10 protein-coding genes and 1 other RNA gene are annotated in these 13417 nt (G+C 33.3%); 8 read left to right on the top strand and 3 right to left on the bottom strand.

Annotated elements, in window-relative coordinates; all coding sequences use genetic code 11:
* Positions 1 to 5: 5 nt before the first annotated feature.
* Together H1220_06715 and H1220_06710 are read left to right on the top strand one after the other, a co-directional pair.
* Positions 6 to 896: an ISL3 family transposase gene (locus tag H1220_06715; protein QMI85406.1), complete on the top strand. Its 891-nt coding sequence runs from the start codon at positions 6 to 8 to the stop codon at positions 894 to 896.
* A complete protein-coding gene (locus tag H1220_06710; protein ID QMI85405.1) occupies positions 893 to 1405 on the top strand; it encodes a transposase in 513 nt (170 codons plus the stop codon). The genes H1220_06715 and H1220_06710 overlap by 4 nt, the downstream gene beginning before the upstream one ends.
* Here the strand turns inward: H1220_06710 and H1220_06705 are convergent.
* The 3 genes from H1220_06705 to ssrS all read right to left on the bottom strand — a co-directional run bounded on the left by H1220_06705 (position 1347) and on the right by ssrS (position 3642).
* Positions 1347 to 2645, bottom strand: a complete 1299-nt coding sequence (locus H1220_06705; protein ID QMI85404.1) for an IS1182 family transposase — start codon at positions 2643 to 2645, stop codon at positions 1347 to 1349. The two genes, H1220_06710 and H1220_06705, sit on opposite strands and share 59 nt — an antisense overlap.
* Positions 2646 to 2912: 267 nt before the next feature.
* Complete coding sequence (locus tag H1220_06700; protein ID QMI85403.1) at positions 2913 to 3380, bottom strand: arginine repressor; 468 nt, start codon at positions 3378 to 3380, stop codon at positions 2913 to 2915.
* Positions 3381 to 3451: 71 nt separating this feature from the next.
* Positions 3452 to 3642: non-coding RNA, 6S RNA (gene ssrS / locus H1220_06695), on the bottom strand.
* Positions 3643 to 3831: 189 nt separating this feature from the next.
* Here ssrS and topA point away from each other — a divergent pair.
* The 6 genes from topA to H1220_06665 all read left to right on the top strand — a co-directional run bounded on the left by topA (position 3832) and on the right by H1220_06665 (position 13411).
* Positions 3832 to 5904: a type I DNA topoisomerase gene (gene topA, locus H1220_06690; GenBank protein ID QMI85402.1), complete on the top strand. Its 2073-nt coding sequence runs from the start codon at positions 3832 to 3834 to the stop codon at positions 5902 to 5904.
* 112 nt (positions 5905 to 6016) lie between these two features.
* Positions 6017 to 7810, top strand: coding sequence for an oligoendopeptidase F (pepF, locus tag H1220_06685; GenBank protein ID QMI85401.1), 1794 nt, complete (start codon positions 6017 to 6019; stop codon positions 7808 to 7810).
* A gap of 121 nt (positions 7811 to 7931) precedes the next feature.
* Positions 7932 to 9038 carry a DNA polymerase III subunit delta gene (gene holA, locus H1220_06680; GenBank protein ID QMI85400.1) on the top strand — a complete coding sequence of 369 codons (1107 nt, stop codon included), beginning with the start codon at positions 7932 to 7934 and terminating at the stop codon, positions 9036 to 9038.
* Positions 8995 to 11247: a bifunctional glutamate--cysteine ligase GshA/glutathione synthetase GshB gene (gene gshAB, locus H1220_06675; GenBank protein ID QMI85399.1), complete on the top strand. Its 2253-nt coding sequence runs from the start codon at positions 8995 to 8997 to the stop codon at positions 11245 to 11247. The genes holA and gshAB overlap by 44 nt, the downstream gene beginning before the upstream one ends.
* Positions 11240 to 12283, top strand: a complete 1044-nt coding sequence (locus H1220_06670; protein QMI85398.1) for a hypothetical protein — start codon at positions 11240 to 11242, stop codon at positions 12281 to 12283. The genes gshAB and H1220_06670 overlap by 8 nt, the downstream gene beginning before the upstream one ends.
* On the top strand, positions 12284 to 13411 hold the full coding sequence (locus H1220_06665) for a cysteine desulfurase (protein QMI85397.1): 1128 nt from the start codon (positions 12284 to 12286) through the stop codon (positions 13409 to 13411).
* Positions 13412 to 13417 lie beyond the last annotated feature (6 nt).

The raw sequence follows: 13417 nt of genomic DNA, 5'->3' as shown, positions 1-13417 counted from the left end.
AAATCGTGTTGGTGGGAATAATCCACCAACACGATTTTGTATATAAAAGTGGACAAAAAAAGAGAAATACCTGTATGATTAAATCACCACAATTAAACAAGGAGGTATTTCTCATGGATTATTATACAAAAAAATTATTGACATTAACAGATAAATCTTTCATAGCTGATGAACATTGGTTAGAAGAAAAAACAATAAATGGTATTCCACACCACTTTATTAAAGGTACTTGGACAAAGCCTTGCCACACCTGTCCACATTGTCATGCTAAAACACTCATCAAACATGGGACATATCAAACGAAAACATTATTACCAAAGTTTAGACAAATCAAAACTGTTTTACTTCTTAAAAGAACCCGTTATCGCTGTAAAACGTGTCTAAAAACCTGTTCTTCTTCGTGTTCTTTAGTCGATAAACATTGTTGTATTTCTAAAGAATTAAAACAACTTATTGCACTTGATTTAACGAAAAATATTTCAAGAAAACATATCTGCCAAGACCACTTTGTATCTGATGTGACCGTACAACGTGTCTTAGATAAATATACAAAACAAGTTAAACCGTCTTTTCATTATCTACCTAAGGTACTATGTATCGACGAATTTAAGTCTGTGACATCTCATTTAGGGAAGATGAGTTTTATCTGTGTAGACGGATTGACGCACCGTATTATTGATGTGTTACCTAGTCGCCAATTAGACCATTTAATCACTTATTTTAAACAATTTTCTAAAAAAGCAAGACATAGCGTTCGCTATCTTGTTATGGATATGAATGCCAATTATGGCAAACTTATTCAGAAGGTTTTTCCTAATGCCGTTATTGTCACAGATAGATTTCATATCATACAACATATACATCGGAATTTAAATACACTACGTATAAAAAAATGAACACCTTTAAAAAAGAAGAAAAGGCTTATAAACACTTAAAGAAATACTGGAAATTATTATTAAAAGATGCCTTTGATGTAAATGATACAGACTATCACTATCACCAATCCTTTAAAACATATCTGACACACGCACAAATCCTGGATAGATTATTAGACTATAGTCCTGTTTTAAAACAAGCATATGAGTTTGTACAAGAGTTGAGATATGCTTATAGACAGCGAGATTTTGAGTCATTTATGGAGGTTATTCATCATATTGACCCGTCATTACCAGAGTGGTTTAGAAAGAAATTTGATATTTTTAAAACCTATCAGAATGGTATTTATCAAGCTTTTACCACACCTTATTCAAACGGTATCACAGAAGCTATCAACAATCATATTAAAGTCATCAAACGGATTGCCTATGGCTACAGACGTTTTTCTTATTTTAGATTGCGTATTTTAATCATACAACACCATTCTCAGTGGCAGAAAAAGAATGTGAAAAAGGTAGTGAATGGTTAATGCCATTCACTACCAACATACTCACTATTTCTCTCCACCAACACAATTTGACGAAGAGCCGATTTTGTTTAGAGTCTGCAAAGCTACGCTCAATCGTTTCTTTCCGTCGTTTATATAGTGCTTTCCCAAACGTAGATAATCGACGTTCACGACATCTATCGTATACATCAGCATCTATCGCTCGACGTAGTATCCGTTTATTACTGTTATCGCTTATACGATACTGCTTATATCCTTGTCTATCAATGTTTCTGTAGGTGTAAATTTCTCCCGTACGTGTATCCGTAAAACAATCTCTAGATGAATCATAGCGAAAAAACTTATGGTCAGGATTGCGATGAAAACGTCTATACCCAATCACAGAAAATATCTTTTTCTCTTCTAAAAATTTTAAAATGTCTTTTTTATAATATCCGCTATCTAACGCGACACAATTCACATTAAAATGAAATGTTTCTATTATATGTGTTAATCGTGACACATACGGTACACTATCATGCACGTTCCCCGGTGTAATAAAGCAGTCTACAATAAAATTGTGTTTACCATCGACACTACGATGGTCTAAGTACATAAATCCTTTTTCTTTATTATCCCGATGGTAATATCCGCTTTCTTTATCAGTCGTACTTTCTTTTATGTTTTTAGAGATGATTTTATCTGTGTAGCTAAAAGGCTTTTTTCCAATAGCTTCTCGTTCGGCGTTGATTTCGTTTTCTAAATCTCGCTTACGTTCTTGAACCACTTCAATAACGGCGTTTCTAAATTTATTTTTATTGGCGTTTGCTTTAATGTGTGTGGAATCTGTAAATAAAGCTGTGCCGCTAATTAAATGATGTGAGATAGCTTGGTGTACAATAGTATTAAATATATCTTCAAACACAGACGTCCCTTGAAAACGGCGAATATAATTTTGAGAGAAAGTAGAATAATGTGGGGTAGGTTTAGAGAAAGGGAGGTTTAAAAACCATCTAAACGCTACATCCGTTTCGACACGTTTAATGGTTTCTCGCATGGATTTAATGCCATAAATATCTTTTAAAAAGACCAATTTAAATAAAACAACAGGGTCTAAACTATTGCGACCATTCGTATGGCTATAATAAGGAGAAGTAATCTCATAAATAAAATTGAAATCAATTGATTTATCAATTTTACGTAGTAAATGGTCTTTTGGTACTAATTCGGACAATGTGTTTAATATGATTTCATCATTTGGGTGAGTTTCTTTATAAAACATAGATTTCTTCCTCCTTTTTCTTATCTCTATTATACCACTTTTAAGCGTTATTATTGTATCAGACGTTGTGGTACGAATGGCTTCGTTCTCGCACGTAGTAGAGAACGAGCGATGTATCGTGTACATCGTGGTAAGCCGTATAACTTAACGTCTGATACGAAAAAAGACTGTTGACACTCTTACTTTGTCAACAGTCTGAATCTTGATAAAGACATCGCAGATGTCTTTATCAAGATTTTATTTTTTACAATAGAACTATTGGATTGGTTACTCAAAAAAGTGAGGTGGAGCGTATTGTTTTAGACGATCGAAGCAAAGAAGAGCATGCTCATTGTCTTTGCAAATGATAAGGCATGTATCATCTCCACAAATTGTAGCAATCGCTTCGGGGAACATAATGCCATCTAAAATGGCACCAAAAGATTGTGCAACACCAGGCATCGTTTTAATGACAACTTGATGTTGAACTGGCAAAATATTGATAAGCGCGTCTTCCATATGGAAACGTAGACGCTCTTCCCATTTGATTTTTGTAAAGCTATGTATGACATATTGGGAATCTTCATCAGAAGAAATTTTTACTAAGTTTAAATCTTTAATATCACGGGATAGAGTTGCTTGTGTTACTTTAATACCGTGATCACGTAAAGCTTGTTGTAATTCTACTTGTGTACTGATTCTGTTTTCTAATACAAGCGAACGAATAAGTTGATGTCGAATTTCTTTTTTGTTCATAATCATACACTCCAAATCCAATAATGTAGTTCTAATTTTTTATTTAAAAAAACAAGGGCAAACGCCCTTGAAAGACATCCGGTGATGCCGTTTGATATATTTCTTTGTCTTGAACCTGCTTAAAAACAGGTGGGCTCCAAAGTAAATGTTATTTAACTACCAAGTGAAAGGGCTTGTTATCACATGTATCTAAAGGATCCCTAAATCAATAAAAATATGTAAGGTCAACACATTAGAAATATGACGTACATCTCAGAAATCTATGCCCTTATTATAGCAAAAAATAACAAAAAATCAACCTTTTTCTGTAAATGCTTACAGAAAAATGAGAGTGTCTGATGCATTTTCCGTTGACAATATAAAAAGAATGGCATAAGATGAAAGACGACTTTGACGTTATAAATGAAGTATACACAAAAAGCATGTACATGAAGAGAATTGAGGAGGATATATGGCATACAAAAATCTTGTTATAGTAGAATCCCCAGCAAAAGCGAAAACAATCGAAAAATATTTAGGTAAACAATACAAAGTAGTGGCAAGTAAAGGTCATTTAAGAGATTTACCTAAAAGTAAGATGGGTGTCGATATTGACAACAATTATGAGCCATACTATATTTCGATTCGTGGTAAGGGAGATTTAATTAAAGAATTAAAAAAATATGCGGATAAGGCAGAGAAGGTTTACTTAGCATCTGACCCGGATAGAGAGGGAGAGGCTATTGCGTGGCATTTATCTTATTTATTAGGGTTAAATCCAAAAGACAATATCCGTGTTGTGTTTAATGAGATTACAAAAGATGCTGTTAAATTGGCATTTAAAGATCCTAGACCGATTGATATGAGTTTAGTCGATGCACAACAAGCAAGACGTGTTTTAGATAGACTTGTTGGATACACGATTTCACCAATCCTTTGGAAGAAAGTGAAAAAAGGATTAAGTGCAGGGCGTGTCCAATCTGTTGCTCTAAAACTAATCATTGATAGAGAAAAAGATATTCAAGAGTTTGTACCAAAAGAGTATTGGCAAATTGTTGGAGCATTTATAAAAGATAAAAAAGTATTTTCAGCGCAATTTTATGGTGTAAATGGAAAAAAAGTAGAGTTGAAAACAAAAGAAGATGTAGAAGATATTCAAAAGAAACTAACAAGTAGAGATTATCAAGTAACGGATGTTGTGAAAAAAGAAAGAAAAAGACAGCCTGCGTTACCATTCACAACGAGTAGTTTACAGCAAGAGGCTGTGCGCAAATTAAATTTTAGAACTGGACGAACAATGGCAATAGCACAACAACTTTATGAGGGTGTGTCTATTGGTCGTACTGGAACAGTAGGGTTGATTACATATATGCGTACTGACTCTACACGTATTTCTGATGTTGCCAAAACAGAGGCGATTGATTTTATTACTCAAACTCACGGGCAAGCATATGTAGGGAAAACGACGTCTAAAAATAGTAAAGCAGCTCAAGATGCTCACGAAGCAATTCGTCCAACCAGTGTTTTTCGTACACCGGAGAGTTTGGAAAAATATTTAACAAAAGAACAATTTAAATTATATGCGCTAATTTGGGCAAGATTTGTGGCTAGTCAAATGTCACAAGCTGTGTATGACACCGTTCAAGCAACGTTAATGCAAAACCAAGTACAATTTAAAGCGAATGGATCTGTTGTGAAGTTTCCAGGTTTTTTAAAAGTGTATGAAGAATCATCTGATGATAAAAAATCAGAGAAACAACTCACATTACCAGAATTAGTTGTTGGAGATGTGGTGCTAAGCAAAGATATTGAACCGACGCAACATTTTACACAACCACCTGCACGTTATTCAGAAGCAACGTTAATTAAAGTATTAGAAGAAAATGGTGTGGGACGCCCATCAACATATGCACCAACCTTAGATACCATTCAACGTCGCTATTATGTAAAACTTGTGTCAAAACGTTTTGAACCTACTGAATTAGGTGGTATTGTCAATACATTGATAACGACATTTTTCCCTAATATTGTTGATGTCCATTTTACAGCAGAAATGGAAACGGATTTAGATGATATTGAAGAAGGAAAACGTGTGTGGCAAGAGGTTATAGATTTATTCTATAAACCATTTAGTCTTTATTTAGAAAAAGCCGAAACAGATATTGAAAAAATTGATATTAAAGATGAACCCGCTGGGTTTGACTGTCCAGAATGTAGTAGTCCAATGGTGATTAAAATCGGAAAATTTGGGAAGTTCTATGCGTGTAGTAATTTTCCAGATTGTCGATATACACAAGCTATCGTTAAAAAAATTGATGTGTCGTGTCCACAATGTCAAAAAGGTGAAATACTGGAACGAAAATCGAAGAAAAATAAAATTTTTTATGGATGCTCATGTTATCCAGAATGTGATTTTGTATCGTGGGATAAACCAGTTGGTAGAAATTGCCCGAAAGACAACGCCTATCTCATTGAGAAAAAAGTACGTGGTGGCAAACAAATTGTATGTAGTCATTGTGACTATAAAGAAGAAGTACAAAAATAAGTATACCCCGACAGATGTATCTGTCGGGGTATTTGTATGTAGAAAAATGCAATCTTTTGATACGGTAGCATAAGTATGATATAATTTTTTATATTTAGATTGGAGTGATATCATGGCAGAACAAGTAAAAAGACATGAAATAGAAGAAGCGTTAACGTGGGATTTAACCCTTATTTTTAAATCAGATGAAGAACAAGAAAAAGAAGTTGCTGCACTAGAACAGGACTTAGATGCAATTAAAGCATTAAAAGGTACATTAGGCAGCAGCGCAGAGTCATTATTGAATGCTTTACAGACGGTTGAAAAATTTGAGCGTCGTATTGAAGTAGCATATATTTATGCACATTTAAAAGCAGACCAAGATACAGCTAATGGTAAGTATCAAGCAATGTTTGCTAAAACATACGGTGTATATGTAAAATTTGCTGAAGTAACAGCACCTTTTACACCAGAACTTCTAGAAATACCAGAAGAAACATTAGAAAGCTACTTTGGTTCAAATAGTACATTGGCAACGTATCGTCATTTCTTTGAACGTTTAACAAGTAAACGTGCGTATACATTATCTGAAAAAGAAGAAGCGTTACTTGCAGGTTCTTCAGAAGTGATGGAAGCAGCAGGAGATATTGCAGCACAACTGATGAATGCCGATTTGAAACATGGGGAAGTAACAACAGAAGACGGCACAAAACAACGCTTAACAAATGGATTATATGCACAATTATTAGAATCAAATAATCGTGCTTTACGTCAAGAAGCGTATAATATGATGTTCACAACATTTGGTAGTGTAAAAAATACATTGGCTTCAACATTAAGCACAACGGTTAAAGGACATAATTATAATGCACGTATTCGTGGCTATAAATCAGCACGTCAAGAAGCATTATCAAGTAATTTTGTTCCTGAGGAAGTGTATGACACATTAGTGAAAGTCGTTAATGATAAATTACCGATTTTCCAAAGATATTTAAATTTACGTAAAAAAGTATTAGGTTTAGAAACATTAAATATGTATGATGTGTATACACCACTAGTAGAAGATGTTGACGTAAAATATACAATTGAACAAGCGAAAGAAACAACATTAAAAGCATTAGCACCATTAGGCGAAGAATATCTTTCTGTATTAGAACGTGCTTTTGATGAAAGATGGATTGACTGGATTGAAAATGAGGGCAAACGTACAGGTGCTTATTCTTCAGGTTCATATGACACAGCACCATATATTTTAATGAACTGGCGTGATTCTATCGACCAACTTTATACATTAGTCCATGAGTTAGGTCATAGCATGCATAGTTATTTTACACACCAAGCACAAAATCATACATACGGAAAATATCCAATTTTCTTAGCAGAGATTGCATCAACGACAAATGAAAACTTATTGACAGAATATTTGTTAAAAACAGAAACAGACCCACGTGTACGTCAATATGTAATCAATCATTATTTAGACGGTGTGAAAGGAACTGTTTTCCGTCAAACTCAATTTGCTGAGTTTGAGCATTTCATGCACGAACAAGATGCAGCAGGTGTACCTTTAACACATGAATTTTTAACCCAATCTTATGCTGAACTAAATGCTAAATATTATGCAGTCGTTGAACAAGATGACAAAATTGCATTAGAATGGGCAAGAATCCCACATTTTTATTACAATTATTATGTATTCCAATACGCAACAGGATTTTCTGCTGCATCAGCTTTAGCGGCACGTATTTTAACAGGTAATCAAGAATACATTGATCAATACTTCTACTTCTTAAAAGCAGGAGAAAGTGCGTATCCAATTGATGTTATGAAACACGCAGGCGTTGATATGACACAATCAACATATATTGAAGAAGCACTTGCTGTTTTTGAACAACGTTTAGAAGAATTAGAACAATTATTAGGTTAATCAAAACGGTTATTCATTGAATATAGAAATTAAAAACCTCGCAAAGAGAGTATCTCTTTGCGAGGTTTTTAATTTGTGCTATTGATTATAGAGCAATTCGTATATAAGAATAGCTGAATTTATGATACAATATCAACAATATGGAAGAGTAGGTGAGAAAGTGCAAAAAGTATTATCAAAGATTCGTAAAGGACAATTAGAACCGGTATACTTTGTTCAAGGTACAGAAACATATTTGATGAATTTAGTCAAACAAACATTTTTAAATGATGTGTTAACGCAAGAGGAAAGAGAGCTAAATATTTCTATTTATAATGCACAAGATACAAGTTTAGAATATGTTGTGGAAGATGCATTGAGCATGCCTTTTTTTGGAGAAAAGAAAGTTATTCTATTAGAGCAACCTACCTTTTTATTACAAGAAAAAACAAAATCTGTTACAGACGGAGCGTTAGAAACTTTTTTAACTTATTTAGAAGAACCAAATCAAGATACAATTTTAGTTGTTTTGGCTCCTTTTGATACAGTTGATAATCGTAAGAAAGTCGTAAAACAATTAAAAAAAGTTGCAGAATACATTGATGTTAATCCACTGTCTGAAAAAGAAACGTCACATTTTATACAAGATGTTATTTTAGCAGAAGGATATGCTATTGATAAACAGGTTTTGGCGTTGTTGTTAGAGAGAGTCGGTTATCAATTATCTTTAGCAATGAATGAAGTGGATAAACTATTTTTAGCAACAATGGATACAAAGAAAATCACAAAAGATAGTGTATTATCCCTAGTGCCTAAACATTTGGAAAATAATGTCTTTACACTTGTTGAGGCTGTTTTGAAAAAAAATGTGGAACAGGCATTATTGATTTATCGAGAACTGATTTTACAAAAAGAAGAACCGATTAAGTTACTTGCTTTATTATTAGGGCAGTTTCGATTGTTGATGCAAGTCACCATTTTAGAAAAAAAAGGCTATCAACAACAAGATATTATTAAACAATTAAAACAGCATCCATATCGTGTTCAACTAGCGATGAAACAGTCGAGTGCTTATCATTTAAAGGATATGATTGTTTATTATCAAATATTATCAGAAACGGATTATGCATTAAAAACAAACACAACGGATAAACACCTATTACTTGAATTAGCGTTGTTAAAAACAATGATACAGGAGTCAGAAAATGAAACAGAGAATTTTACAAAAACAATTACAAGGTCTTTTTAAACAAGCAACATTTGGTATTGAAAAAGAAGGGCAACGTGTAACAAGTTCAGGACATATTGCCAAAACATTGCATCCTAAAAACTTTGGAGATAGAGCATATCATCCATATATTCAAACGGATTTTGCAGAATCACAACTTGAATTGATTACAGCAACAACCCAATCAGAAACAGATGCATTGAGATATTTAAGTGCCATTCATGAAGTGACATTACGACAATTACCAGAGGATGAGTATATTTGGCCTTTAAGTATGCCGATGTTGCTGCCACATGAAACAGATATTTTAGAAGCACAATTAAATGAAACGGATACTGCCTATCGTGAGTATCTATCTAAAAAATATGGTAAATATAAACAAATGGTATCAGGTATACATTTTAATATGGGGTTTTCAACAGCCTTTTTAGAACAACTTAAACAAGATACCGAAACCCTTTCAGATATTCAAAATAATGTTTATATGACAGTTGCTCGACGGTTTATGCGTTATCAATGGGTATTGGTTTATCTATTGGGAGCGTCCTCTTTAGTAGATGAAAAATATTACGACCATCATGAGCATTTAAACAAACCCGTAAAAAGTATTCGAGCAAGCCGATATGGCTACGTGAATAGTGACGATATTAAAGTATCTTTTGATAGTTTGACAGACTATGTGACGTCGCTTAGACAACTTGTAGATACGAAAAAACTAATTGCCGAAAAAGAATTTTACTCAAGCGTTCGCTTTAGAGGAGCATCGTCTGTTGTTGAATTTTTAGAAAAAGGCATTCAATATGTCGAATATCGCTTGTTTGATTTAAATCCTTTTGCACCTTACGGTATTTTGGAAAAAGATGCACGTTTTATTCATCTATTTATTATGTTAATGTTGTGGTTAGAAGAAAGCGATGAAAATATAATGCTAGGTAAAGAAAAAAGTGAAAAAACAGCATTATCACATCCACTTGATTTACCACTTTATATCGAAGAAGGACAATGGTTATTTGAACAATTTTTAGATATGGCACAGTACTGTCAGTTTTCTCAAAAAGATATTGATATTATTCGTGAAAAACAGCATCAACTTCTATATCCAGAGGAAACAGTCGGAGGAAAATTATGGATGTTGTATGAAGAAAAAGGAGATATGCTCGAAGTAGGTTTGTCATTGGCAAAACAGTACAAAAAAGAGGCAGTTGAAAAACCATTTGGATTGAGTGCTTTTTCAAATATGGAACTATCCACACAAGCCTTTATGGCAGATGCAATTCAACAAGGTATACATGTTGAGTTGTTAGATGAACATGATCAATTTTTAAAACTAACATACAAAAATCATGATGAATATGTTAAAAATGGGAATATGACAAGTAAGGATAGTTATATTTCACCATTGATTATGGAAAACAAAGTTGTGACAAAAAAAGTTCTTGAAAAAGCAGGTTTTAAAGTTCCGCACAGCATTCAATGTCAAACGGTTGATGAAGCAATGGAACAATTTCCACTTGTGTCTGGAAAACCGATTGTTATTAAACCTAAATCAACAAACTATGGCTTAGGTATCACTATTTTCCAAAATGGGACGCATGATAAAGAAGATTTTAAACAAGCTGTCACGATTGCTTTGAAAGAAGATAAAGAAATCATGATTGAAGACTTTATAGCGGGTACAGAATATCGTTTCTTTGTTATTGATGGTAAAACGAAAGCTGTTTTATTACGTGTACCAGCTAATGTAATTGGAGATGGGCTACATTCGATTAAAGAGTTAGTCGATATGAAAAATCAATCTATTTTACGAGGTGATGGAAAAACAACACCTCTGAAACAAATTGAATTATCAGATATTGAGCAACTTCAATTAAAAGAACAAGGGTTTACTGTGAATACTGTTTTAAAACAAGGTGAAATAGCGTATTTAAGAGCAAATTCAAATATTAGTACGGGTGGAGATTCTATTGATATGACAGATGAGGTGGATAGTAGTTATAAAGATATTGCACAGAATATTACAAAAGCGATGTTTGCAAGAGTGTGTGGTGTCGATTTAATTATTCCGGATATAAAAGTACCGGCTTCTTCTAACTCTAGTTATGGCATTATTGAAGCAAACTTTAATCCAATGATGATGATGCATATTTTTCCAGCTAAAGGCCAATCAAGACGATTGACAACAGATGTGTTAAAAATGTTATTTACAGAAAAGGACGATTGGTATGAATAAGAAGTATAAAATAGGATTTATGATTGTTCTAACAATTTTATTTTTTTTAACAGCTTTTTTAACAGGTTTTATTGCTGCCTCTTTGAAAGAATTACCTTTAGTTATCTTATATTTTTGTGTGTATCTTATAAGTTTAAATGTGTTTTATATCATACATGAATTAGGACATGCTTTTTTTGGGAAAGTAACAGGTTATCGTACTCTAGTCATAGGAATAGGTTCATTTCAGTGGTTTAAAAAAGGTGGAGAATGGCATTTCATAAAAAAACCATCCATTTTTAGTGGTGCTGCACAATATGCAGGTATCGCAAAAGATAGACAGAGCCACTCTTTATGGATGCTTCGTGGAGGACTAATCACACATATTTGTTTTTGTATTCTCTTTTTTGGCTTAGCCTACGTTCGTCAAAGTTTGTTATATGTTCCTTTTGCAATGATGCATGTCTTTTTATTTCTTATGAATAGTTTTCCAATGGGTATTACAGACGGTGCTCGTATTCAGGAGTTAAAAAAACACCCTGAACGTTTTGATTTATTCTATGAAAATAATCGACTATATGAAGCAGAATTAAACAGTGAAAAATTAACAAATTTTGAATTGGTATTACCCGAATTAGAAAAAGGAATTTTAGTAGAAGCAGCCTATATTCAGTATTATACTCAAGCGTTTTATAAAAAAGAATTTGATGAAGTAAAAACAGCTTTGGAATACTACGGTTCATTTACAGAAAATGATATTTTAAGAGCGATGTCCAATGCTATCTTACTAGAAACATATATCATAACAGGTGATATAGAAAAAGCAACAAATTTATATAAAGACAAAACATTGATGAAGTATTTGGCACAAAAACCATTGCTTCATGCAATGTATGTATTGTATATACAAAAAGATTTTAAAAAAGGCAAGAAATATGTACAACAAGCAAAAAAATTGTTGTCGCCTAATATGGAATTTTCTGATGTCTTTGAACATGATAAACAAAATCTCGAAAATTTAGAACAGTTATTAACACTTGATGTGTCATGGAAATAGGTGAAAAATATGATTTATTTAGACAATGCAGCAACAACAATACCACTACCAGACGTTATTAGTGCTATGACAGATACCATGATGAATGTTTATGGAAATCCGTCTAGTACATATCAAGTGGGTAGACAAGCAAAAAAAAAATTAGATGAATCTAGAACGAGTTTGGCGATGTCCATTGGTGCAACATCTGATGAACTCATTTTTACAAGTGGTGGAACAGAATCAAATAATTTTGCTTTGCATAGTTTGGCGTATCGTGATGTGACAAAAAAACATATTATTACAAGCGTAATTGAGCATCCGTCGGTTTTAAATACAGTGGAAGAATTAGAAAAAAAAGGATTTGATGTGACGTATTTGCCAGTCGATAAATCGGGCGTTATTTCTATTCAAGATGTCAAAAATGCGATTCGACCAGATACAAGTTTTATTAGTGTCATGTACGTAAATAATGAAGTTGGGACAGTGCAGCCTATCGAACAAATTGCTGAATTATTAAAAGATAAAGATATTTTATTGCATACAGATGCTGTTCAAGCTTATGGTATTTTACCCATAGATGTTAAAAAATTAGGCGCAGATATGCTCAGTGTATCGTCCCATAAAGTACATGGGCCACGAGGTACTGGATTTGTATTTGTGAAAAAAGGTGTTCGTGTACAACCGTTGCTACATGGTGGTGGACAAGAGCAGGGCGTTCGGTCTGGTACAGAAAATGTCGCAAGTATCGCTGGATTTGCTAAAGCTATATCACAACTGCATTTGACAGACAAACAAAAGCACATAGTACAACTTCAAGAAACGTTATTAAGTGAATTATCCAAAACAGAGATTGATTATGAAGTAAACGGTTCTATGGAAGAAACAAGAAAAGTCCCAACCATTGTGAATGTGTGGTTTAAAGGTATTCCTGCAAGTAAATTGTTGATTCAGCTTGATTTATCGGGTATTATGGTATCTGCAGGCTCAGCTTGCTCTGCAGGAAGTTTAAAACCAAGTAGAATTTTATTGAGCATGTTTCAAGATGAAAAAAGAGCAAGTGAATCTTTACGTATTTCTTTTTCAGAAATGAATACTTTAGAAGAAATAAAAACTTTAGTTGAAACATTGAAGAAATATGCAGTATAATAACAC

The organism is Carnobacteriaceae bacterium zg-84 (genome assembly GCA_013874835.1).
In the GTDB taxonomy this organism is placed as follows: domain Bacteria; phylum Bacillota; class Bacilli; order Lactobacillales; family Aerococcaceae; genus WM01.
Note: the sequence above shows the minus strand (reverse complement) of the source record. Positions and strands in the feature narration are given on the sequence as shown.